The organism is Methylophaga sp. F-2 (assembly GCF_056859315.1).
The window spans coordinates 234,531-257,319 of the sequence record NZ_JBSXOF010000019.1 but is presented as its reverse complement, the minus strand read 5'-3'; the positions used below and the strand labels follow the sequence as shown (position 1 = coordinate 257,319).

Genomic DNA, 22,789 nt, shown 5'->3' with positions numbered 1-22,789 from the left:
ATTTTATTATGGAAACCATTGCTTTTTTTAATCTGAAAGGCGGCGTCGGTAAAACGACGTCCGCCGTTAATATCGCCTGGCATGCTGCCAATGAGGGAATTCCGACTCTGGTATGGGACTTGGATCCTCAAGGCGCGTCCAGCTGGTTATTTAATACCACTGCAAAATCAGAAACAAAACCAAAAAAATTATTAACTGGCAAAACCCCTATCGGCGATTTAGTCAGAAGCACAGAATTTGAGAATCTGGATATTATTCCAGCTGATTTTTCGTTTCGTCATTTGGATCACCAACTCAGTGAACAAAGTGATCAAGGTAAACAGAATCTGATTGCTAAGCTGGTTGAGCCATTCAGTGAAAATTATGCGTTGATGATTTTGGATTGCCCACCGAGTTTTTCCTTACTCACAGAACAAATATTCGCCACTGCCGACTCGTTATTTCTGCCATTGATTCCAACACATCTGTCTCTGCGGACATTTGAGCAGACTCGTGACTTTTTTAAAGAACATAAATTAAAGCCAAAACGTCTGCATGCCTTTTTTAATATGGTCGACAGACGCAGAAGCATGCATCGTGTCATGCTTGCTCATCCACCCAAGATGCTGAAAAATGGTTTAAAAACAGCGATTCCTTACGCAGCAATCGTCGAAAGAATGGGTGATTATCGCCAACCTCTCCCCGCCTTTGATAAACAATCGACCGTTAGTCAGGCTTATGCCGAATTATGGCGTGAAATTAAACAGACACTGTCAGATTTTTAATATCACGATCTCGGCTTAATTCGCCAACAACGGTGAATTTTTTTATTTCTCTCAAAATCTCGCGGTATGGTGGCCGTACTGATATCTTCAATTACAAATTGATTTAAAGCGTCGCTATCTAATTCAAAATCACGACGATTTGTGGAGAAAATCAATTCTCCGTCTGATGTCAGTAACGCACCTGCTTGCTTGATCAGCGTGCTGTGATCTCGCTGAATATCAAAGACCCCTTCCATTCGGCTTGAATTAGAAAACGTTGGTGGATCAAGGAAAATTAAGCCGTAACGTTTTTCATCTTGCAGCGCCTGTTCCAGCCACTCAATACAATTAGCCCGAATATACTGGTGCTGTTCGCCGACAAAACCATTTAGCTTCATATTGTCTTCAGCCCACGCCAAATAGGTATTGGACATATCGACGCTGGTGGTTGATCTTGCCTGACCTGCCGCCGCATAAACACTGGCCGATCCGGTGTATGAGAATAAATTGAGAAAGTCCTTACCTTTGGCTAATTCTCTGACAAGTTGTCTGGTATCACGGTGATCAAGAAATAAACCTGTATCTAAATAATCGGTCAGGTTTACCCAAAAGCGCAGCCCATTTTCACGCACTTCAAAGCGTTGGTTTTTCGCAGCCTGTGCTTCGTATTGTTCTTTACCACGTTGTTTCTTCCTGACTTTTAATGCCACATGGGTGACAGGTACTTCGAATACCTCAGGAATAATCTGCATCGCTTCCTGCAGTCGTTCTACAGCTTTTTCAGGATCAATCTGCTTGGGTGGTGCATATTCCTGAACGTGGATATGGTCATCATAAAGATCAATGGCTAACGCATAATCAGGTAAATCAGCATCATAAACCCGATAACAACTCAATCCACACTTACGCGCCCACTTCGCCAAGTGTTTTTTATTTTTCTTTAAGCGATTGGCAAACATCGCACCTTGTTCGGTCATTTCAACAGGGGCTTGTTCACGGCTTTCTTCTTCGTCATCGACAAACTGGGTTGGCGATGCTGTAAGTTCGTTTGCACGTACCGGGCGTGGTGCACGATAGAAAAGTACGTCACAGGCGATGGGGCCATTATCAAAAGGCACGGTATCAAATAGCGTCAGGCCAGTAAATTTACCTAATTGCGCATTATCTGTTATCAAGGCCGTGCGCCAGCCTGCGAATGACTCATTAATAATATTACCGAGGTTTTCGTACAGATAATGTAATTCATCCGTACGGCCAATACGTTCACCATAAGGGGGGTTACAGACAAATAAACCTGTTTTCGGTAGTTCTGTTGCCAGTCTTGGCCATTCAAGCAAATCACGTTGGCTAACGTGTATGCGATCGCTAAGTCCCGCCTCAGCAATATTATTTTTAGCGGCTTCAACCGCGGACGCATCGGCGTCACCTCCCACAATCACAGGACATCTGGCTAAACCTGATTGTCTTCTGCGCTCAGCATCTGCTTTAAGTTGTTTCCAGATGTCTTTATCGTGCTGTTTCCAGAAACTAAAGCCGTAATAGTCACGTAAAATGCCAGGGGCGATATCAGCAGCAATCATCGCGGCTTCGATAAGAAATGTCCCAGATCCGCACATGGGATCGATTAATGCCCAGCCTTGTCGTGCCAGTTTAGGCCACTCTGCACTCAGTAAGATGGCTGCAGCCAGATGTTCTTTCAGCGGCGCGGCGGTATTACTGACTCGGTAACCACGCTTGTGCAAACTTTCGCCCGATAAATCAATGCTAACCGTGGCTTGATTGTGTTTAAGATAGACATTAATACGCACATCAGGCTGGTAGAGATCAACGGAGGGTCGTTGACCAAAAAGCGTACGAAAACGATCAACAATCGCATCTTTTACACGCTGAGCACCATACTGAGTATGTTTTATCTTTGAGCGGAAACTATTAAAGTCAACAGCAATGGTACTATCAAGCTCATTAATATGGTCTTCCCATGGAAGTGCATTAATCCCTTCGTAAAGCTGTTCCGGCGTTTCTGCTGTTAAATGGGCAATAGGTAACAAGACTCGGATAGCGACGCGAGACCACAAACATACTGTATATGCCTCGGCCAAAGTGCCTGTAAAACGGATATTTCCCTGATCTTGCTTGGTATTTTTAATACCTAGCTGTTTTAGTTCTTCCGCAAGCAGTGGCAACATACCTCTCGCTGCTGTCACCGTAAACTTGTGTTGTTTAGCCATATTGCCTTCCTGATATAATCAAAACATTTTAATACAGGTGAGCACACTAATGGCAGTTACTGACAAACAAAGACGTTATCTCAAAGGGCTTGCCCATACCTTAAAACCGGTTGTTATGATTGGTAACAGTGGTTTAACTGATTCGGTGCTTGCCGAAATTGATAATGCACTGGAACATCACGAGCTAATCAAGGTCCGAGTAAGTGGTCAAGAACGCGCAGATAGAAAGGCCATGTTAGATAAAATTGCTGAAGAAAGTGGCGCAGATTTGGTTCAAGTGATCGGTCATATCGGTGGATTTTATCGGCCATCAAAAAAAGCTTTAATCCAACTACCAAGGTGATTATATGATTCAAAAACCAGCAGACACAGCTCAACCCATAGAAAATGTAATGGCAGAACGTTGGAGTGGTCGTGCTTATGATCCCACCGTTATGGTCACAGCTGAAGAAATCACTGCGCTTTGCGAAGCTGCCCGCTGGGCTCCCTCTTGTTTTGGTGATGAGCCATGGCGCTATCTGGTTTGCGATAAAAATACTGACGAATCTGCTTGGAAAAAAGTGCTTTCTGCACTTGTGCCTGGCAATCAGGAATGGGCAAAAAATGCACCAGTTTTAATAGTTACTGCCTCTGTCCCCAACTTTAGTCAAAATGATAAACCCAATCGTTGGTCTGGTTATGACACGGGTGCAGCCAGCATCAGTCTATGTTTACAAGCTACAGCGATGGGACTGATGAGTCACCAGATGGGGGGATTTGATGACAAAGTGCTACGTGAGTCTTTCAATATTCCTGCTGATATCCATATTTGGTCTGTTATTGCTATCGGACACCAGGCTGCATTAGATAACCTCACTGAAGAACAACTAGAGAGGGAATTGTCCCCTCGTAAACGTCGCCCAGTTGAGCAAGCATTTTTCATGAATAAATGGTCATAAAATAAAAATTACCAGGAGAGAGAAAATGATGAAAAAAATGCTTCTTTTACTCGGCTTATCAATAATAGCGACAAATGCTTCTGCTTACGACAAAGTGTATCTCGACAGATTACTTAAAACCTTACAGTGTAACTTCTGTAACTTGAGTGAAGCTGATCTGACAGGTCATGATTTGAAAGGCGCTGATATGAGTGAAGCCAACCTCAAAGGCATTAACCTCACTGATGCTAAATTACACGGTGTTTGGTTTACCCATTCCAGAATGCAAGGAGCCATTTTAGAGGGTGCTGATGTAAGTAATGCACTGATGGATTACACAGAATTGGCTGGTGCGAACCTCAGAAAAACAAATTTATCAGGCACTCAGCTTATCTTTGCTGATTTAAGTGATGCAGATTTAACAGGTGCTAGCCTCGAAGGCGCTGAACTTCGTGGAGTCACCTTCTGTAACACCATCATGCCGGACGGTGAAATAAACAACAGTGGATGTCAATAAAATAGGATCTAAGCCATTACTTTCAAGCAGCCTGATTCAGGCTGCTTTTTTATGCAGTTATGCGGAGGAATTCGCTAGTGATATATATCAGATATCTACTCTTAGCTATTTTGTTAACACCACTAGTATCTCAAGCAACCCCCAGTAAGATTGAACTTGTTAACGGTGATACGCTGACGGCTGACATCGTCTCCGAAACCGATGACACCTTAAAGCTAAACCACCCGCTACTCGGTGTCATGATTATTCCGCGATCGCGCATTAAAAGTCTGGTCTCATCGACCAATACAGAGCCAACCACTCCGCCGCCACAAGCAAAACCAGAAGTACAGCATGTCGATGCTGATGATGGCTTATTTGGTACAGGTCTTTACACAAACTGGAAACGAAGACTGGATCTGGGACTAGGTGGTACTGCCGGAAAATCCAGTACAAATCAGCTCAATATTGGTTTTAACGCTGATTATGAGTCAAAACAAATGCGTACATCTCACAAGACGGCATTCTTCCGCGCTGAATCTGATCACGAATTGTCAGCACAAAGTTTTTTTACCTCAATGAACCGAGACTGGCTACGCCCTGATTCACCCTGGTTCCAGTTTGCCGGTGGCCGTTTTGACCTGGATAAGTTCAAAGACTGGGATTACCGTACTAACGCCAATGCCGGTTTTGGTTATGAGTTTGTCAATACCGACACATGGTTTTTTGTTGGCAGAAGTGGTTTAGGTTTTAATCGAACCTTTGGTGGCGAACAACAAGATTTCACGCCTGAGGGAATGTTAGGTATTGAAACCAAATGGGATATGAATCAATACCAACACGTAGAGTTCTCTAATACGTATTACCCCAGCCTCAATGATAGAGACTATAGGAATCTCACTTCTCTGGACTGGATTCTTGACTTAAACAGTTTCGTGGGTGTTGCATTGAAACTGGGAGTTACCAATGAATATGACTCTACTGTGCATGACGATACCGATCCCAATGACTTTAAATATACTGTCTCATTAGCCTGGAAGCTGTAGAATACCTCCCTTTTTGCTATAAAATTCTTGTGACTAATTCTGAGAAAAACTTAACGCAACTTATCCAATCCGCTATGCTGACAGACAGATACCGTCTTCAACGTCAGTGGCAGCAATTACAAAAGAATAAGGCAAATGCTGAGGCTATTGGTCAGTTTACTCAGCGAGTGCTGAAATCAGTTGAGCGAGCCCAAACCCGTCTCAAGAATATCCCGAAACCAGACTTCAGTGCTGATTTACCCGTTATTGAACGTCGTCATGAAGTGGCGAAAGCCATTCAGGATAATCAGGTGATTATTCTTTGCGGTGAAACTGGTTCAGGAAAAACAACACAACTCCCTAAAATCTGTCTGGAACTAGGCCGTGGTGTCACGGGTTTGATTGGGCATACACAACCACGTCGTATTGCTGCCAGAACTGTTGCGACACGTATTGCTGAGGAACTGGGCTCCGAGATCGGACAAACGGTGGGTTATAAAGTCCGCTTTCATGATCATGTCAATGCAGAAAGCAGCTACATCAAATTAATGACCGATGGTATTTTGCTGGCAGAAACACAAAATGACCGCTTTCTGAATCAATACGACACCCTGATTATTGACGAAGCACATGAACGAAGCCTCAATATCGATTTTTTACTAGGTTATATCAAACAGCTGTTACCCAAGCGTCCTGACCTCAAAGTCATTATCACTTCTGCGACCATCGACACCGAGCGTTTCTCCAAACATTTTGATAATGCGCCGGTCATCGAAGTCAGTGGTCGCACCTATCCGGTAGAAGTGCGTTATCGCCCTCTTCTCACCACCGATGAAGACTCACCCGATTACGATATGGTGTCAGGTATTGTTGCCGCCGTAGATGAACTTTGTTGTGAAGGACCTGGGGATATACTCATTTTCCTCGCCGGTGAACGGGATATACGAGATGTGTCCGAAGCATTACGCAAGCACCATCCGCCTCAAACGGAAATTCTGCCTCTATTTGCCAGACAGTCAGCCGCAGAGCAAAATCGTGTGTTTAAAACGGGTGGTCAACGACGCATTATTTTGTCTACCAATGTCGCGGAAACATCATTGACCGTGCCCGGCATACGCTATGTGGTTGATCCGGGCAATGCCCGCATCAGTCGCTATAGTGTGCGTAACAAAGTGCAGCGACTGCCAATAGAAAAAATTTCTCAGTCCAGCGCTAATCAGCGTTCAGGTCGCTGTGGTCGAGTTGCGGCGGGTATTTGTATTCGTCTATATGACGAAGATGATTTTAATAATCGTCCGGCCTTTACCGATCCTGAAGTGTTGAGGACCAATCTCGCCTCCGTCATTTTACAGATGTCGGCCCTGAAATTAGGTAATCCGGCGAAATTCCCCTTCATTAATCCACCGCCACAAAAAATGATTAATGATGGTTACCGCCTGTTAGATGAACTCGGTGCTGTTGATAAACAACGCAATATTACTGAGGTGGGTAGACAGCTATCCAAACTTCCGATTGATCCTAAAATTGCCAGAATGTTACTGGCTGGTGCAGAGCAAAACAGTCTCACCGAAGTACTGATTATTGCCAGTGCTTTAAGTATTCAGGATCCACGTGAAAGACCGATGGATAAACAGCAGGCGGCTGATGAGGCACATTCTAAATATAAAGATGAACGTTCTGATTTTATTGCCTTTATTAAGCTATGGAATCATTATCACGATAAGAAAAAACACCTCAGTCAGAATAAGCTGAGAAAGTATTGCAAAGAACAGTTTCTATCATTTTTAAGGTTACGTGAATGGCATGACATTCATCAGCAGTTACATGTTCAACTCGCTGAGCTTGGTCTCAAGTTTAACCAGCAGGAAGCCAGCTATGACAGTATCCATCGTGCGCTGCTTGCTGGTTTGCTGAGTCATGTAGCAACAAAAACCGATAAGTTTGAATATACCGGTGGTCGCAATTTAAAGTTACAAATATTCCCAGGTTCAGCCTTACATAAAAAAGGACCAAAATGGATTATGGCGGCTGAGTTGGTTGAAACCGGTAAGCTCTACGCCAGGATTGTGGCCAAAATAGAACCGGAATGGATTGAACCTATTGCTGGGGACTTAGTTAGACGACAATATTCAGATCCGCACTGGGAGAAAAAGCCTGCCCAAGTTGTTGCTTTCGAATCAGTCTCTCTCAATGGCCTGCCAATTGTCAGCCGTCGCCGTATTCATTACGGCCCTATCGATCCGCCTGTAGCCAATGAGATTTTTATTCGCTCGGCGCTAGTGGAAGGTGACTGGCACTGTCAGGCGAAGTTTTTCCAGCATAACCGTCGTCTGATTGAAGAAATTGAGCTGCTTGAACAAAAATCGCGACGCCGTGACGTACTGGTCGATGACGATACGTTGTTTGATTTTTATCGAAAAAAAGTACCCGATAACATTGTTAACGGTGCCAGTTTCGAGAAATGGCGGAAACAGGCAGAAAAGAAAGATCCCAATTTATTGATGCTCAGCAAAGAAGTGCTTATGCAGCATCAGGCCGAGCTAGTTACTCCGGACCAGTTCCCTGATCAAATATTAATCAACAGAGTCCCGCTGCCGCTTGAGTATCATTTTGAGCCGGGAAAAGCAGAAGACGGCATAACACAAACCATTCCATTATCACTACTGAATCAAACCAGCAGTGAACGTTATGAATGGTTAGTGCCGGGATTATTACGCGAAAAAGTCATTTTTCTGATTAAAGCTTTACCGAAATCGTTACGTCGTCATTTTATTCCAGTGCCTCAGTATGCTGATCAATGCATAAAAGCCATGTCGAGTACATCTGGGGCTTTATTACCTGCCCTGAGTGAACAATTACGAAAACTCACTGGCATTGAAATTGATATGTCAGACTGGCGGACAGAAGAACTACCGCTTTATCTACAAATGAATTTTAAGCTGGTGGATGATCAGGGTGAGTTGCTCGATCAAAGTCGTGATCTGGATAAGCTGAAGGAAAACTGGGCTCGTGAAGCCGCAGCCAGTTTCAGACAAATTCCAGATAGTGATTATGAAAAGAGAGGACTCACGTCATGGTCATTCGATAGCTTACCAGAGCAAATCACACTGGAACAGAATGGTTTAGAAGTTACAGCCTATCCCGCACTGGTCGACAAAGGGGATTGTGTTGATTTAACCTTGATGGATACAAAAGCGCAGGCTGCAGAACTAACACGTTATGGGCTGCGTCGTCTGTTTATGCTGAACCAGGCTGATGCCGTTAAGTATTTACATAAAAACCTGCCAGATATCAAACAGATGTGCCTGCATTATGCCAATGTGCCGCCTTCACCCTACGCTGATAATAAGCAGACAGATATTAGCCCTTGCGAGCAGCTGAAAAGCGATCTGATTCATGTGGCGTTTGACCGCTGTTTTATTCTTGATCAGCCCACCATCACTGATAAAACAGCATTTGAAAAGCGCATCACAGAAAGAAAAAGTGATCTGATTAACCTGGCTGCCAAACTGGCTCAGAATATTGCCAAACCGCTTGCCGAATATCATGCCATTGCCAAACGTTTAACAGGGAATATTCCACTGGCAGCTATCAATTCTGTAAACGATATAAAACAACAACTGGGCTTTCTGATTCATCAAGGCTTTGTTCACGATACGCCAGATGAGGCGTTAAAACGTTTGCCAGTGTATTGCCAGGCAGCAGGTATTAGACTTGATCGTTTATTAACCGATCCTAATAAAGACAAACAACGTATGGCAGAAGTCATGCCACACTGGCAAAAGTTTATTAATAAGGTCAATAAAATCGAAACGGCTGATTTTAAAGAGTACCGCTGGATGCTTGAGGAATTTCGTATTTCCGTCTTTGCTCAGGAACTCAAAACGGCCTACCCCATTTCAGCTAAGCGTTTGGAAAAACAATGGCAACAATGCTGATGTGTGCCTAAACCACCCAGGCTTCAGGGCGACCAATGTTATATCCTTGCACAAAATCAACGCCTATATGTTGTAAGCTGATTAGTGTCACATCATCTTCAACAAACTCAGCCACGGTTTTGAGTCCCAACACCTGACCGATGCCATTGATAGAGTTAACAATTTCAAGGTTCACTGAATTTTCCACACAGTCTTTGACAAACATTCCGTCAATCTTGAGAAAGTCAATCGGCAGTTGTTTCAAATAAGCAAATGAAGACAGACCACTACCAAAATCATCCAATGCAAATAAGCAGCCGACTTTTCTCAGCTCATTAATAAAGTAAAGCGCGCTATGCATATTCGAGATGGCTGCTGTTTCAGTAATTTCGAAACAAATAACGGCACCTGAATCAACTAAATCAGCGGAAATAATTAGCTTGATGATTTTGTCATAAAATCGGGTATCCCCAAGCGATTGACCGGATAAATTGATCCCATATACACCACTGATATCACGCCCGGCTTTTCTCGCCTCTTCCAGACGTGACAACACATGGCTAACTGTCCACATATCAATAGAAGCAGCAAGGTTATACCGCTCTGCTGCGGGCAGAAAATGACCTGGAGGAATAATTGAGCCATCTTCATCCAACATTCTTATCAGTAGTTCACAATGCGGTTTCGTACTGTTTTTCTTATGTGTAGCCACAATAGGCTGGCTGAACAAAACCAGTTTGTTATTACTCAGTGCTTGCTGAATTCTAGATACCCAACGCATTTCGCCACTGCGCTGTACAAGTTCTTCATCGCTGTCACTAAACACATGCAGTCGATCCCTGCCTGATTCTTTTGCTGCGTAACAGGCATTGTCCGCCTGTTTAAAAATCTCAGTCATCGTACTTTCTGGTCTGATATTGACCATGCCAACACTGATAGACGAGGTAAACAGTAAATCATTATCAATAAACTCGAAACGTCTGATCTTCTCCATCACACGGTTGAGTTTTTCTTTAGCCTGCTCAGAAGTAGTATCAATTAATACAGCAGCAAACTCGTCACCACTTAACCTGGCCAGAATATCCGATGGTTGTAGCTCACACTTGATAATGTTTGCTATCTGAGTAAGTAGTTTATCCCCTGCTTTATGACCGCAGGTATCATTGATAACCTTAAATTGGTCAACATCGATATAACAAAAAACATGGTTAAGAGAATTTGTCTCCTGAAGTAATAACTGTAAATGCTTTTCAATGGCGAATCTATTAGGAAGCCCGGTCAGCGTATCATGTAAAGTGAGATGTTGAAGATCTTCCGAAAGTGACTTTTGCTCTGTAATATCTTGTGCGTGAATGACAAAATAATCGACTTTGTTATTCGTATTTCTAACCGCAGAAACTGTCCCTGTTAACCACAGAGGTCGTTTATCGCGACTCAAGCATTTTCTTGTAATCTGATATTGCTGCAAATCACCATCAATAAGTCTATAAAAGTCGCGACTCGCTTCACCGCATTCATCTTCATGCAATAGCAATAACATATTCATGCCTTTGAATTCTGTCTTACTGTAACCGAATAGCTTACATCCGGCTTTGTTTGCATCTAATATGACCATGTCTGCGGTCATTAAAAAGATGGGAAAACCAGCATTTTCGAAGGTTTGTGTCAGAAAAATCTCTTTCTTTTGTAATGTTTCAACTAACTTTGTTTGTGACGCATTGACACTCGTTAAATGACGCACCAAGTGCCGGTTTTCCTGACGTAATCGCAAACTTTCGGTGACTCTCTCATGCAGGTTTCTGAATAGCATCGTGCAGGCAATCATATATGTGACAAGTGTCAGTGCTTCAACCTTAAGATCGACATAGAACATCGCCAGGATAACGGAAATAAGCATCGGATAAACATAAGAAATAAAGCTTATAAAGCTGCTCAACATCGAATAAATGGCACCTGAGCATAACCCAGCAACCACGAGTGGAATAATCAGCTGATGATTGAATTGCGTCTCAGCATCAAACGCAAAACCCAGACTGCCCCAAGCCAGACCAGATAGAAATACACCAGCGGCATAGATTTTTTCACAACGTGAAACAACGCTGGGATCATCAGAACGTTGAGAAAAATACACGTTGAGATATTTGACTATCAAAAGTCGAAGCACAATAGTCAGAAAGATAGTTGCGCCCCATAGATGCAATAACTTTAAGTCATTGTATGAATACAGTGCGATAAGGGTTAATAGCAGAATAACAATATTTGTTATGCAGGCGATAACACCTTGCTGTAACAAAATGCCTATACGCATTTTGTTTATCTCAAATTGCTGAACGCCAGGTTCTACATCACTTTGACTAACCGTTTTCAACACGATTCCTGAGTTTTAAAAGTTATTTAAATATTTGAACTACATCACACGACGGCACAGTAAAACACACTTTATGAGATATGCCTGTGAGATAGTTCACGAGAATACGAAAAATTGATATCTAAGATTAGACAATTCATTCAGGAGTAGTTCAGTTTCACTTTGCTATGGTTTATCTATTAAATAGATAGGAAGAATTAGCGCTTAGTAAAACGGCTAATTCATTAATATTAATCTCAGTAAATGAATTAAATTTTGACTATTAATGACATTAATTCTGTTTCAAAGCATTGCCGTTAGGGCATTATAAAACATCAATATAATTAAAAATGACCTAAATCATGGCATGCAAGTAAAGCTTACTGGATCATATTGGCGCTGATGCTTAGCATATAATGAATTGAGAGAGAAATATGCAAAGAAAAATAATCAACCTTCAGGTTAGACGAACCTCTCTAGCAGTGCTGAAAATGAAGGTTAGCTTAAGATATATCATGGCATCGGTCGCTGTTATATGTTCATTTACTTCTGCACTTTTTATACCGTTGCCAGTGCTTGCCGATGGAAGACCTTATACAGTCAAACAAAATAATAAAGTAGATTCAGATACGTTTATCGGTTACAAGGTATACAGAACATGGTGCGCTCGTTGTCATGGCACTTTTGGTCAAGGACTCGCAGCCAGTGACCTTACCAATACATTAAAAAACACGGATCGTGATGATTTCTTTAAGATCGTTGCCAGAGGGAAAAAAGGCCGTATGGGCGAAATGCCAGCCTGGCAGTCAAATGATAATGTAATGAAAAACAGAGACAGAATTTATAGCTACCTGAGAGCCAGAGCAGATGGTGCTCTAGGAGCCGTTACACCCGAGTTAATCGACTAATGCAAGTATTTAAAAAAGGACATTTCAGCCCGCTGAACCCGCTATATTCAAATATCATAGAGATAGTAAGGCACAGCCATGTATAAAGTCATGTTACTGCTATTCGTTGCCAGTTTATGCCTACCTGCCTGGGCAGATGACCACCTCCCCTACGAACAAGAACCAGGTAATAATATAAATGAAATAACGTTACCACTATCGGATCACACTGCAGCAGAACTGGCTAAAGTGGAGACTGGTGGAAAAGTACTTTCTGTAGACGAAGAACACTACGGCAATAAAATTATTTTTCGTGTTAAAGTGCTGCATAACGACGGTAAAGTGAAAATACATCGCTTTGATCGTGACTCTGGCCACTCCGTTCCATGAGGTTGCATGCGCGTACTATTAGTGGAAGATGAAAAGCATCTTCGCGAACAAATTACCCAACAATTAAAGCAGCATAATCTTACTGTCGATGCAGTAGCTGATGGTGATGAAGGTCTGTTTATGGGGTCTGAATATCCTTATGATGTCGCCATTATCGATTTAGGATTGCCTAAACTTTCGGGTATTGAACTTATTCAATCCTTGCGTAAACAAGGTTTTGATTACCCTATCCTGATATTAACCGCCCGTAGTCGTTGGCAAGATAAAGTGGAAGGGCTTGAGTCTGGCGCAGATGACTACCTTGTGAAACCCTTTCACTTTGAAGAGTTGATTGCCCGTATCAATGCGCTTAGTCGTCGTGCATCCGGCTGGTCAAACCCTACACTAAGCTGTGGCCCCATTACACTGAATCCGGCCACACAAGAAGTCACTAAACATGATGAACTTGTTGAATTAACGGCTTATGAATACCGCCTGCTTCATTATTTATTACTGCACGCCGGTGAAGTGATTTCCAAAACAGAACTGACAGACCACATCTATGAACAGGATCAGGATCGTGATAGTAATGTCATTGAGGTATTTGTAAAACGCTTACGTAGTAAACTGGATCCAGACAAACAGCTAAATCCGATAGAGACACTACGTGGTCGTGGTTACAGGCTTAACCTGCCCCGTGAAAGTCATTAATTTTTCTTTATCCAACCGGGTTCTTGTTGCTGTCAGTCTTGTTTTAACTGCGTTTCTTGGACTATCTGCGATCAGTCTTAATAATGCATTTAAAAGCAGCGCGGAGCTGGAACAGAAGAAACGTTTAAAGAACTACGTTTACACGCTACTTACCGCAGCAGAAATTAATGATAAAGGTGAGTTAAAAATGACTCACGATCTGGCAGAACCTAAATTTTCTATTCCCAATTCCGGCTTGTATGCACAAATAACCAGTAGTGGGAAAATTGTCTGGCAATCCCCGTCCGCCATTGGCCATTTCTTGTCATTACCCTTTCAACCCGGACCATCCAATGAACATTACACCGTGGTGGATGTTGACGGAGGCATGAAATTGCAAAATCTGGCCTTTGGTATTGTCTGGGAAACCGAGACAGGTAAAGAACTGGACTACACCATTAATGTGGCTGAAGACATGTCGACGATAAAAGAGACAACAGCCAGTTTCCAACGTAGTTTATGGTACTGGTTAGGCGGTACGGGTCTCATGCTATTACTTGCACAATGGTTGATATTGAAGTGGAGCTTACGGCCATTACACGATGTTGCAAAGGATCTACATGCAATTGAAACCGGTGAACATCATCGTTTAAATGATGAATATCCACGTGAGCTAAAACAACTCACCAACAATATCAACGCGCTTTTAGATCACGAACAATCACGTCGTCAACGCTACAAAAATTCTCTTGCTGATTTGGCACACAGCCTTAAAACGCCTCTTTCCGTTTTTCGTGGTGAACTGGCCAATAATCATGATTTGCAGAGTCTTAAAAGCACGGGGTATGAACAACTGGACAGGATAAGTACCCTTGTCGATTACCAACTTCAGCGTGCCTCTACGGAAGGTAAAAGTAGTTTACTCGCCCCTGTATCACTCGGTGAGATTATCCATAAAATTATCGGAAGTTTAGACAAAGTCTATAAAAACAAGGCTATACGACATCAATGTGAGATTGAACGTGATGCTTACATTCATGCAGATGAAGGCGATATGTACGAACTTTTGGGCAATTTGCTGGAAAATGCATACAAATATTGCAAACATCAGGTGCATGTTATTGCCACAAGCTCAGGAAATATGGTCAAAATCCGTGTAGAAGATGATGGTGCTGGTATTCCGACACGTGCTGAAAGCTACATTATCAAACGCGGACACCGCATTGATACCCAAGCAGAGGGGCAAGGTATCGGCCTTGCCATTGTCAGCGATATTATTATGGCTTACGAAGGTAATATCCACCTTGAACGGGGCCGTTTAGGTGGCGCAAGTTTTATTGTGGAATTACCCCGAATTTAAGCTTGTTGCTGTAATTGTAAGTACTGGAATAATTGTCGTGCTGACTTCGGTGGTTTTTCTTGTTTCGCTTCACGTTGTGCATTTCTGACCAGCTGTCTGACATGCTGAACATCAAAGTCATCAAACTCAGCGATTAATTCAGCATAGACCTCATTTTCACCTGCCAGCAATCTATCTCGCCATTGCTCGATTTGATGAAACTGTTTTACCTGGCCCTGATGCGGCTGTTTTAACTGCTGTAACTTCTGGCTTATCGCTTCATGGTCGCTATCAGCTATCAGACCACCGATATACCCAACCTGACGTTTCAAAGCACCTTTACTCATTGATTGTGCGCTGATAATTGCATCATAAAGATCTTCAGATAAGTCTAATTTTTGCAAATCTTTAGCTGACAGCTCTATTAATGAACGACCAAGATCTTTTAACGCATTAAGCTCTTGTTTTACCTGTGTTTTACTTTTTTCAAATTCCCAATCAGCTGGCCACTCTGCATCCTGATCATATTCAAACTCTGACATAAATGTTATTCACCTATTATCGTCACAATAATGCGACGGCGTTGTTGATGGGTACGATGTTCCCACAAATAAATTCCTTGCCAAATGCCTAAATCACACTGTGCCCCACTTATCGGAACAGTTAGATCTGGATTGGTTAAAACCGTACGAATATGGGCACTCATATCATCCGGTCCCTCATCCTGATGCCTGAACATTGGATCGCCATCTGGCACCAAATGCTGCATAAAGGTTTCAAGATCGTGACGCACATCTGGATCAGCGTTTTCACAGAGCATTAATGAAGCACTGGTGTGTTGAACAAAGACATGACAAGTACCTGTAGACACACCAGACTCTGCAACAAGTTCTTGTATATCAGGGGTGATATTAGTGGTACCTCGTCCGGGACTTTTAAATGTTAATGTGCGCTGAAAAACCATTAGCCGAGACCTGCTTCAAAGTGCATTTTCGCTTTACCATTATCAATAATGCTCCTGACAAAATCTGCGGCTTCACGCTGAGACACCATGACGCCACAATGCCAAAGTATGATGGCAGCGCCATAGACAAGACTATCGTATGCAGGACCTTTTACGCCTGATAAAGCTTGCTGACCTTCATCAAGTGTGCGTTGGGCAGTGACATCATCATCCGTTTTAACACCTCGGGTATCTTGTTCAATACCAAACTCTTCAGGATCCAGTGTGCAAGCCTGTAATTTACCGTTTAACAAACGATGATTATTTGACGGCTCACGTAATGTCGGTACTAAACCTCCCTCAAGGCCTCTGGCGATAAAAGCGGAATTATAACCAAATGCCTCAGCTAACCAGCCCAGAATGTCCGGATATTCTTTATGCACAAAACCAATACCCAAATGTGTCTGTTTTTTTGCTTTTAATGGCATAATCATTTTTTCTAATGTCGCCAGACTCGGACGTTTAATCATTTGCGTGCGTAGTGTTTGTAATGCAAATAAGGCAGGACTTGCCTGAGCCTGATCTAAATAGGCCCAGCCAATCTGATTATTCATCACGGCGTCAGACGCCTCGGCCGTCGATTTTTCAATATTGTAGCCAGCCAGTGATAAGACCTGAGCATGTGTAACACCAAACTTAGGGCCCATCTCGAACACCCCTTGTGACATGGTTGGTAAATCACAGGCAGCCAGAACGGCTGGCAAAAATGCAGTCATTGGGCAATGACGATTAAAGCCATTAAACGGGTCAGAAAAAATAAATAATTGGTCGACATCCACCGACTGGCAAATAGTCATTGACTGGCATGCTCTGAGAATACCTAAGTTTTCTTCATTGGTCTCACGCTTCATTCGCATGGCAATGAAGAATATCGCGGCTCGAACAGGATCTGCATTGCCTGACAAAATCTCCATCATCACATCAAACGCTTCTTGCTCAGTCAGGTCTTTACTGAGATGAGGTCCGGTAGCGACTTTTTTAATAGCGTCTGCAAGTGCTGTCATCATTATTCCTGTATTAACCACTGTTGTAATGTTGCTTCATCAACCACTTCAATACCAAGTGATTCTGCTTTCGTCAGCTTTGAACCAGCGTCAGCGCCAGCAACCACATAATCTGTTTTTTTCGACACACTGCCAGCGACTTTTGCGCCAAGTGCCAACAACTTTTCTTTCGCTTCACTGCGGGATAAGGTCTGTAGCGTTCCGGTTAAAACAATTGTCTTACCACTTAGCGCAGTATTGGTTTGTTTTTTCTCTTCCGTTGGCCAGTGAATACCTACGCTCAACAGACGCTCAATCACCTCACGATTATGTGATTGCTGAAAAAATGTCTCAATATGATGGGCAACTACTGGCCCTACATCTTCAATCTCCATCAAACTTTCTGAAGACGCCTGCATCAGTTCTTCCAGCGACGAGTAATGTAATGCTAGAGCGCGTGCTGTGGCTTCACCGACTTCCCGAATGCCTAATGCATAAAGAAAGCGCTGGAATCGTGTTGCTTTAGCCGCATTCAGCGCATTAACCAGGTTTTCAGCAGATTTTTGTCCCATGCGTTCCAGACTGGCGATAGTATCGACATCCAGTAAAAACAAATCTGCCACATCCTTGATATGGCCTGAATCCACAAGTTGCTCAACCAACTTATCACCCAGACCATCAATATCTAATGCTTTTCTTGAGGCAAAATGTTTAATCGCTTCTTTACGCTGTGCCGCACAAAACAAACCACCGCTACAACGAGATACCGCTTCACCCTCTTCCCGCTCCACATCCGAGCCACAAATAGGACAAGCCGTTGGCATAACAAACTCACGTGCATCATCAGGGCGCTTACTGATAATTACTTTCACGACTTCAGGAATCACATCGCCGGCTCGTCGCACAATAACGGTATCACCGATGCGGACATCTTTACGGCGTATTTCATCTTCATTGTGAAGTGTCGCATTGGACACCGTAACACCACCGACAAACACCGGTTTCAATCGAGCTACAGGCGTTAATGCCCCTGTGCGACCGACCTGAATTTCAATATCTTCAACCGTGGTCATCTCTTCCTGTGCAGGAAATTTATAGGCAATAGCCCACCGTGGCGCCCGCGACACAAAACCAAGTCGTTCCTGCAATGCGGTGTCATCAACTTTAAACACCACACCATCGATATCATATTCAAGGTTATCCCGACGCAAGGCCAGGTCATCAATATATCGCTGGCAGGCTTCTAAGCCTTCTAGCACTTTTAGTTCAGGAGAAATCCGACATCCCCAACCAGCAATCAATGTCATCGCTTCAGAATGACTGTTGGGGCGAGGCATACCTTCAATCACGCCGATACCATAGCAGTAAATTTCCAGCGGTCTGGATGCGGTAATCTTAGAATCCAGTTGTCTTAATGATCCGGCAGCTGCATTGCGAGGGTTCACGAACGGTTTTTTATTATTTGCCAACTGAGACTGGTTCAACTTTTCAAAGCCGGCCTTGGGCATAAAAATCTCGCCACGAATCTCAACAACCGCTGGAATATGCTCGCCTTGCAGCTTTAATGGCACCGAATTGATGGTGCGAACATTGGCCGTCACATCCTCTCCAGTTGTGCCATCACCGCGGGTTGCCGCCTGAACTAAAATACCGTTCTCATAACGAATACTGATAGCCAGGCCATCGAGTTTAGGCTCTGCTGCGTAAGTTTGGGCTTTATCAGTATTTAACCAGTCACGAACACGTTTATCAAAAGCACTTAGCTCTTGCTGGTCAAAGACATTATCTAAAGACAACATCGGAATCGCATGCTGAACTTCATCAAACTTATCCAGCGCCTGACCACCCACGCGCTGTGTGGGCGAATCAGCAGATAATAGCTGCGGATATTCGCTCTCTATCGCTTGTAGTTCACGAAATAAACGATCATATTCAGCATCCGGTACTTCGGGATTATCTAAAACGTAATACTGATAGCTGTAATGATTAAGAAGCTCACGTAACTCAGCAGCTCGCTGGGTAATATCAATTGAAGTAGTCATTCGACAGGTGATCACTTTCGGCTTGGACGGACATTTGGTATTCAAATATTTTGGTTCGCATCGCTTCTACGGCATCTTCACTCACCGGCTGACGGGTTTCGTCACAGAGAATGCCGCCCAGTGACTGGGTCATATTTCTTGCTGTGTCCAGGAGATCATCAAATAAAGCTAAACCATTTACTGGTGCCGGTAACCGTGCAAAGATCAATAAGCCTGGTGTCGACATAGAAACAAATTTATCAGGCAAAAGTGTGCCAGGATCGATGATATTGGCGACACTGAATAAAGACTGCTTTCGTGAACCTTGAGTGAAACGGTGATAGATCTGCATATCACCAAAATGTAAGTCCTGTGCTTCCAGAGCCGCTTTTACGGCTTTGCCAGAAAACATCGTGCTTGACTCAGCCATAATCGTGAATGCAATAACCATATCCCAGTCTTGTGCTGGCGCAGGTTCTGGTTTAGCTTTCTTAGCTGGTTTTTCTTGTTGTTCAGTCTGGCTTAGTGGCTCTGATACCACATTATCTTCTTCTGTCAGCGCTAATGGCTCATCAAATAAATCAATGTCTATTTCGCTTGATTCTGTTTCACTAAACGATGACGTGGAAGATGGTGACTGCTCATGCAACTCTTGCTCAAAAAGCGCGTCAAAGCGTTCTTTGAACTCTTCATCTTCGTCGTTATGAAGATCCAGTTCACGCTCGAATTCACTGGCACGTTGCTGACTTTTATGATGGGCATACCAACTAGCAGCGGCAAACGCGATAAGGATAACAATGATCAGGATAATTATTTCAGACACTTAATATAATCTTTCAGTTAAGAGATAATAGTCGTTTTATTTTATTACTTCAGAGAGCAACCATGTCTACACAGCCAAGCAAACAATTAGAAACTTTCGATAATGCAACACCGGACCGCGATTATACCATTCACATCGAAACATCTGAATTTACCTGTCTGTGTCCTAAGACAGGACAACCTGATTTTGCCACAATCAAACTCGACTATGTTCCAGATGAAAAATGTGTTGAATTAAAGGCTTTCAAACTTTATATGTGGTCATACCGCGATCAGGGCGCATTCCACGAGAAAGTGACCAACACTATTCTGGATGATCTGGTGGCAGTATGTCAGCCCAGATTTATGCGTATAACAGGTATATTCAACGTGCGTGGTGGTGTCTATACCACAGTGGTCGCGGAGTATCGTAAAGAAGGCTGGGTAGCACCAGAGCCTGTCACCCTCCCTTAAATTATTATCCAGCGGCATCGGTATTGACTGATGCCGCTTTCTTAATCATCAAGCTATTTATGGTTAAGCCACTACTGCAACACTGAATGAGGCACTTATGCTAAAAATGATCCAAGGCGCACGTTACTTAATTCAGGGGTTCAGTTTAATTAATCAGCCCGGTATCAGACGCTTTGCTTATTTACCAATGCTGATAAATACCTTGTTATTCAGTGGCGCTATCTGGTTTGGTTTATCTCATTTCGAAGGCTGGCTTGAGGCACTGATGCCAAACTGGTTACCGGCATGGTTAGAAAGTGCGCTAACCTGGATCATCTGGCCACTTTTTGTGATCTTATTGGCCTTAATTGTGTTTTTTACGTTTTCTATTATCGCCAATATACTCGCGGCACCGTTCAACGGTATTCTGGCAGAGATGGTTGAAAAGCAGGTTTCAGGGGCAAGCCCGCCAGATATGCCATGGACACAGGTCATTAAAGACACGCCTAAAATGGTGATGAATGAACTGCGTAAAACGGCTTATTTATTGCGTTGGATGTTGCCTTTATTATTACTCTCGTGGATTCCAGGCTTGAACCTTATCGCGCCGGTTTTATGGTTTTTCTTATCAAGCTGGACATTGGCGCTTGACTATCATGATTATCCGATGGGAAATCATTTATTGGGTTTTAAAGAACAGCGTGAAAAACTTCGTCAGCATCGGAGTCTGGCACTGGGATTTGGTTTTGCCACGCTAATCGCTACTATGATTCCTATTGTTAACTTTTTAGTCATTCCCGCAGCAGTTGCTGGCGCTACGATGTTGTATATAGAAAACCTGAAAACCTGATCAGGAAAGTCGCTGTACCAGTTCATCCAGCAAGGCTTCAATATCCCACTCACATGAGCCACAGCCTGACACAGCACCTGTTTTTCGTGAGATTGTATCGATATCGATAATACCCTGCTCAAACAAACTTTCTATCTTCGCCCTCGTGGTGCCACTGCAATCACAAATGATGTCATCCGGACGAGTTTGGCTATCATCCCCCATGTTTTACCCTTAAATTTATATAAATTTCACTATCAGATTAATCATTAACCACAACGCTGTCAGCAGCAGCATGACGGACATGATTTGATGACCTTTTTGTAATGGCAAAAAATGCTGCTGCACAAGATTGGCAAGATAAACATAAGTTAATTTTACCGAAGCTACTGCTACAGCAGTAGTAATTAACAATATCAGTGATGAAGATAATGTGATTTCATTGTCATTGATAAAAACCGGTAGAATGCCAAGATAAAAAACAATAGCCTTATAATCGACCGCGGTTAACGTAAATCCTGCAACAAAACTCGCCCATCCGCTGTGTTTATTATGTGCTGACGAGACAGTATCAAGTTTGCCTGCTCGCCAAAGCTGATAGCTGAATATCAGTAATATCAGCGCTGCCATTATTTGTACTAACGGCCAATATTGTTCTAAGCACATTGCCACCACGGCCAGTCCAAAAATAGCTAATAACAAATACAGCAAATCTGCCAGAACGATGCCAAAACTCACCATTACACCGTGTTTCGCGCCACACGATAATGTTCTGGATACAACCAACATAACACTGGCACTCGGCAAGGCTGCCATGGCAGCGAGCATTAAAAATAAGACGATAACATCAGATAAGGTCATTAGCTGATTACACTTCTATAAAAAAGCCCCGACTATTTTGTCGAGGCTTATTCATCATTCACGTTTAATTATGCTGGTTCATGGTGTCAGATTGATATGCGTACCAAACAAACCAACTAAGCCAATAATAATCAGGTAAATGGCAACAATATAATTCAGCAGACGTGGTACCAGTAGAATTAAAATGCCGGCAATCAGTGAAATCAGTGGGGTTAAAGCTAATGTCATTTGTCTCTCCTTGTCATTGGAACAATGGAGTATGCCTGTAGAGTCTATTTACTGGCAACTTCAGACTTATCATCCGCTAATAACCAGCCCTGCTCTGTTGCAAATGCAATCTTCTCACTAATCCATTGATGCAGTTCAGGAAATGTCTCTGCAATAAAGGCATGAGCAGTGTGTACTTGCGAGGCCTTTATTTGATGTAATTTCCAGGTTTTACCTTCAGCAGCAATATTCAATAAAAAAGGCAAAAGCCGATCCACCGCCTTCATCAATTTTGCTTCAGTGCTATCACCAAACTCCTGCTCATCCCAGACGGTAAGCAGGTCTTGGATACCATTACCTTGATGCTTGGCAAAGCGTTCCACACACTGTCGTTCCGCCTGATTTGCCGTATCTCTTTGCGCCGAATACAGAAACGTATCGCCGGCATCAACTTCACCTAAATCATGAACCAGCGCATATTGCAGTAATTTCGCCATATCTATATCTAACTGAAAATGCGCAGCCAAGCTCCAGCACGCCATGGCCAGATGCCAGGAATGCTCTGCAGAGTTTTCAAGACGTTCACCACCGGTAATATAACTACGACGATTAATATGCTTTAGCGCATCCAGCTCCATTAAAAAATCGGTCATCTGCTGCGTATCTGTCATAT

General features: G+C 43.1%; 23 protein-coding genes. 12 read left to right on the top strand and 11 right to left on the bottom strand.

What is annotated here, in order from left to right; all coding sequences use genetic code 11:
• The first annotated feature begins 8 nt into the window (after nucleotides 1-8).
• Complete coding sequence (locus AC13DA_RS10535; protein ID WP_284451215.1) at nucleotides 9-764, top strand: ParA family protein; 756 nt, start codon at nucleotides 9-11, stop codon at nucleotides 762-764.
• Between the two features lie 2 nt (nucleotides 765-766).
• Here AC13DA_RS10535 and rlmKL read toward each other — a convergent pair whose 3' ends face one another.
• Entirely contained in the window at nucleotides 767-2,971 is a 2,205-nt protein-coding gene (gene rlmKL, locus AC13DA_RS10530; RefSeq protein ID WP_284451216.1) for a bifunctional 23S rRNA (guanine(2069)-N(7))-methyltransferase RlmK/23S rRNA (guanine(2445)-N(2))-methyltransferase RlmL, read from the bottom strand.
• 49 nt (nucleotides 2,972-3,020) lie between these two features.
• On the opposite strand from rlmKL, the gene yhbY reads away from it, so the two are divergent.
• The 5 genes from yhbY to hrpA all read left to right on the top strand — a co-directional run bounded on the left by yhbY (nucleotide 3,021) and on the right by hrpA (nucleotide 9,347).
• Nucleotides 3,021-3,314, top strand: coding sequence for a ribosome assembly RNA-binding protein YhbY (yhbY, locus tag AC13DA_RS10525; RefSeq protein ID WP_007145005.1), 294 nt, complete (start codon nucleotides 3,021-3,023; stop codon nucleotides 3,312-3,314).
• 4 nt (nucleotides 3,315-3,318) lie between these two features.
• Nucleotides 3,319-3,909: a nitroreductase family protein gene (locus AC13DA_RS10520; RefSeq protein ID WP_284451217.1), complete on the top strand. Its 591-nt coding sequence runs from the start codon at nucleotides 3,319-3,321 to the stop codon at nucleotides 3,907-3,909.
• Between the two features lie 25 nt (nucleotides 3,910-3,934).
• On the top strand, nucleotides 3,935-4,405 hold the full coding sequence (locus AC13DA_RS10515) for a pentapeptide repeat-containing protein (protein WP_284451218.1): 471 nt from the start codon (nucleotides 3,935-3,937) through the stop codon (nucleotides 4,403-4,405).
• A 77-nt stretch (nucleotides 4,406-4,482) separates the two neighbouring features.
• Nucleotides 4,483-5,430 carry a DUF481 domain-containing protein gene (locus tag AC13DA_RS10510; RefSeq protein ID WP_007145002.1) on the top strand — a complete coding sequence of 316 codons (948 nt, stop codon included), beginning with the start codon at nucleotides 4,483-4,485 and terminating at the stop codon, nucleotides 5,428-5,430.
• Nucleotides 5,431-5,504: 74 nt separating this feature from the next.
• Complete coding sequence (hrpA, locus tag AC13DA_RS10505) at nucleotides 5,505-9,347, top strand: ATP-dependent RNA helicase HrpA (protein WP_431522806.1); 3,843 nt, start codon at nucleotides 5,505-5,507, stop codon at nucleotides 9,345-9,347.
• Nucleotides 9,348-9,354: 7 nt separating this feature from the next.
• Here the strand turns inward: hrpA and AC13DA_RS10500 are convergent, their stop codons facing one another.
• A complete protein-coding gene (locus AC13DA_RS10500) occupies nucleotides 9,355-11,694 on the bottom strand; it encodes a putative bifunctional diguanylate cyclase/phosphodiesterase (RefSeq protein WP_284451220.1) in 2,340 nt (779 codons plus the stop codon).
• Between the two features lie 494 nt (nucleotides 11,695-12,188).
• Here AC13DA_RS10500 and AC13DA_RS10495 point away from each other — a divergent pair, with 494 nt between their 5' ends.
• The 4 genes from AC13DA_RS10495 (at nucleotide 12,189) to AC13DA_RS10480 (ending at nucleotide 14,979) form a co-directional block, all read left to right on the top strand.
• Nucleotides 12,189-12,581, top strand: a complete 393-nt coding sequence (locus AC13DA_RS10495; RefSeq protein ID WP_007144999.1) for a c-type cytochrome — start codon at nucleotides 12,189-12,191, stop codon at nucleotides 12,579-12,581.
• A gap of 78 nt (nucleotides 12,582-12,659) precedes the next feature.
• Nucleotides 12,660-12,950, top strand: a complete 291-nt coding sequence (locus AC13DA_RS10490) for a PepSY domain-containing protein (RefSeq protein ID WP_007144998.1) — start codon at nucleotides 12,660-12,662, stop codon at nucleotides 12,948-12,950.
• 6 nt (nucleotides 12,951-12,956) lie between these two features.
• Nucleotides 12,957-13,640 (top strand): response regulator transcription factor, encoded by a 684-nt coding sequence (locus AC13DA_RS10485; RefSeq protein ID WP_007144997.1) that lies wholly within the window; start codon nucleotides 12,957-12,959, stop codon nucleotides 13,638-13,640.
• Nucleotides 13,597-14,979: an ATP-binding protein gene (locus AC13DA_RS10480; RefSeq protein ID WP_273180515.1), complete on the top strand. Its 1,383-nt coding sequence runs from the start codon at nucleotides 13,597-13,599 to the stop codon at nucleotides 14,977-14,979. Before AC13DA_RS10485 ends, AC13DA_RS10480 begins: the two co-directional genes overlap by 44 nt.
• Here AC13DA_RS10480 and yjgA read toward each other — a convergent pair.
• The 5 genes from yjgA to AC13DA_RS10455 are packed head-to-tail and all read right to left on the bottom strand — an operon-like array spanning nucleotide 14,976 to nucleotide 19,788.
• The gene (gene yjgA / locus AC13DA_RS10475) at nucleotides 14,976-15,500 is read right to left on the bottom strand and encodes a ribosome biogenesis factor YjgA (protein WP_284451221.1); all 525 of its coding nucleotides are present in this window, start codon (nucleotides 15,498-15,500) and stop codon (nucleotides 14,976-14,978) included. The genes AC13DA_RS10480 and yjgA overlap by 4 nt on opposite strands.
• 5 nt (nucleotides 15,501-15,505) lie before the next feature.
• The gene (locus AC13DA_RS10470) at nucleotides 15,506-15,922 is read right to left on the bottom strand and encodes a secondary thiamine-phosphate synthase enzyme YjbQ (protein WP_007144994.1); all 417 of its coding nucleotides are present in this window, start codon (nucleotides 15,920-15,922) and stop codon (nucleotides 15,506-15,508) included.
• Complete coding sequence (locus AC13DA_RS10465) at nucleotides 15,922-16,965, bottom strand: anthranilate phosphoribosyltransferase (protein ID WP_284451222.1); 1,044 nt, start codon at nucleotides 16,963-16,965, stop codon at nucleotides 15,922-15,924. The genes AC13DA_RS10470 and AC13DA_RS10465 overlap by 1 nt, the downstream gene beginning before the upstream one ends.
• A 2-nt stretch (nucleotides 16,966-16,967) precedes the next feature.
• Entirely contained in the window at nucleotides 16,968-18,986 is a 2,019-nt protein-coding gene (ligA, locus tag AC13DA_RS10460) for an NAD-dependent DNA ligase LigA (protein ID WP_284451223.1), read from the bottom strand.
• Nucleotides 18,970-19,788, bottom strand: coding sequence for a cell division protein ZipA (locus tag AC13DA_RS10455; RefSeq protein ID WP_273180520.1), 819 nt, complete (start codon nucleotides 19,786-19,788; stop codon nucleotides 18,970-18,972). Before AC13DA_RS10455 ends, ligA begins: the two co-directional genes overlap by 17 nt.
• Nucleotides 19,789-19,850: 62 nt before the next feature.
• On the opposite strand from AC13DA_RS10455, the gene queF reads away from it, so the two are divergent.
• The gene (gene queF / locus AC13DA_RS10450) at nucleotides 19,851-20,240 is read left to right on the top strand and encodes a preQ(1) synthase (protein WP_007144990.1); all 390 of its coding nucleotides are present in this window, start codon (nucleotides 19,851-19,853) and stop codon (nucleotides 20,238-20,240) included.
• A gap of 97 nt (nucleotides 20,241-20,337) precedes the next feature.
• The gene (gene cysZ / locus AC13DA_RS10445; RefSeq protein ID WP_273180523.1) at nucleotides 20,338-21,069 is read left to right on the top strand and encodes a sulfate transporter CysZ; all 732 of its coding nucleotides are present in this window, start codon (nucleotides 20,338-20,340) and stop codon (nucleotides 21,067-21,069) included.
• Here the strand turns inward: cysZ and AC13DA_RS10440 are convergent, their stop codons facing one another.
• The 4 genes from AC13DA_RS10440 to AC13DA_RS10425 form a co-directional block, all read right to left on the bottom strand.
• Complete coding sequence (locus AC13DA_RS10440; protein WP_007144988.1) at nucleotides 21,070-21,273, bottom strand: (2Fe-2S)-binding protein; 204 nt, start codon at nucleotides 21,271-21,273, stop codon at nucleotides 21,070-21,072.
• A 15-nt stretch (nucleotides 21,274-21,288) separates the two neighbouring features.
• A complete protein-coding gene (locus AC13DA_RS10435; protein WP_284451224.1) occupies nucleotides 21,289-21,909 on the bottom strand; it encodes a LysE family translocator in 621 nt (206 codons plus the stop codon).
• 78 nt (nucleotides 21,910-21,987) lie between these two features.
• Complete coding sequence (locus AC13DA_RS10430; RefSeq protein WP_007144986.1) at nucleotides 21,988-22,137, bottom strand: DUF3096 domain-containing protein; 150 nt, start codon at nucleotides 22,135-22,137, stop codon at nucleotides 21,988-21,990.
• Between the two features lie 44 nt (nucleotides 22,138-22,181).
• Entirely contained in the window at nucleotides 22,182-22,787 is a 606-nt protein-coding gene (locus tag AC13DA_RS10425; RefSeq protein ID WP_273180527.1) for an HD domain-containing protein, read from the bottom strand.
• Nucleotides 22,788-22,789: the final 2 nt, after the last annotated feature.

What these genes read in the sequence shown, in the direction of transcription:
- AC13DA_RS10535 (WP_284451215.1), top strand. Translation starts at nt 9, where the DNA reads ATGGAAACCATTGCTTTTTTTAATCTGAAAGGCGGCGTCGGTAAAACG.
- rlmKL (WP_284451216.1), bottom strand. Translation starts at nt 2,971, where the DNA reads ATGGCTAAACAACACAAGTTTACGGTGACAGCAGCGAGAGGTATGTTG.
- yhbY (WP_007145005.1), top strand. Translation starts at nt 3,021, where the DNA reads ATGGCAGTTACTGACAAACAAAGACGTTATCTCAAAGGGCTTGCCCAT.
- AC13DA_RS10520 (WP_284451217.1), top strand. Translation starts at nt 3,319, where the DNA reads ATGATTCAAAAACCAGCAGACACAGCTCAACCCATAGAAAATGTAATG.
- AC13DA_RS10515 (WP_284451218.1), top strand. Translation starts at nt 3,935, where the DNA reads ATGATGAAAAAAATGCTTCTTTTACTCGGCTTATCAATAATAGCGACA.
- hrpA (WP_431522806.1), top strand. Translation starts at nt 5,505, where the DNA reads ATGCTGACAGACAGATACCGTCTTCAACGTCAGTGGCAGCAATTACAA.
- AC13DA_RS10495 (WP_007144999.1), top strand. Translation starts at nt 12,189, where the DNA reads ATGGCATCGGTCGCTGTTATATGTTCATTTACTTCTGCACTTTTTATA.
- AC13DA_RS10490 (WP_007144998.1), top strand. Translation starts at nt 12,660, where the DNA reads ATGTATAAAGTCATGTTACTGCTATTCGTTGCCAGTTTATGCCTACCT.
- AC13DA_RS10485 (WP_007144997.1), top strand. Translation starts at nt 12,957, where the DNA reads ATGCGCGTACTATTAGTGGAAGATGAAAAGCATCTTCGCGAACAAATT.
- yjgA (WP_284451221.1), bottom strand. Translation starts at nt 15,500, where the DNA reads ATGTCAGAGTTTGAATATGATCAGGATGCAGAGTGGCCAGCTGATTGG.
- AC13DA_RS10470 (WP_007144994.1), bottom strand. Translation starts at nt 15,922, where the DNA reads ATGGTTTTTCAGCGCACATTAACATTTAAAAGTCCCGGACGAGGTACC.
- AC13DA_RS10465 (WP_284451222.1), bottom strand. Translation starts at nt 16,965, where the DNA reads ATGACAGCACTTGCAGACGCTATTAAAAAAGTCGCTACCGGACCTCAT.
- ligA (WP_284451223.1), bottom strand. Translation starts at nt 18,986, where the DNA reads ATGACTACTTCAATTGATATTACCCAGCGAGCTGCTGAGTTACGTGAG.
- queF (WP_007144990.1), top strand. Translation starts at nt 19,851, where the DNA reads ATGTCTACACAGCCAAGCAAACAATTAGAAACTTTCGATAATGCAACA.
- cysZ (WP_273180523.1), top strand. Translation starts at nt 20,338, where the DNA reads ATGCTAAAAATGATCCAAGGCGCACGTTACTTAATTCAGGGGTTCAGT.
- AC13DA_RS10440 (WP_007144988.1), bottom strand. Translation starts at nt 21,273, where the DNA reads ATGGGGGATGATAGCCAAACTCGTCCGGATGACATCATTTGTGATTGC.
- AC13DA_RS10435 (WP_284451224.1), bottom strand. Translation starts at nt 21,909, where the DNA reads ATGACCTTATCTGATGTTATCGTCTTATTTTTAATGCTCGCTGCCATG.
- AC13DA_RS10430 (WP_007144986.1), bottom strand. Translation starts at nt 22,137, where the DNA reads ATGACATTAGCTTTAACCCCACTGATTTCACTGATTGCCGGCATTTTA.
- AC13DA_RS10425 (WP_273180527.1), bottom strand. Translation starts at nt 22,787, where the DNA reads ATGACAGATACGCAGCAGATGACCGATTTTTTAATGGAGCTGGATGCG.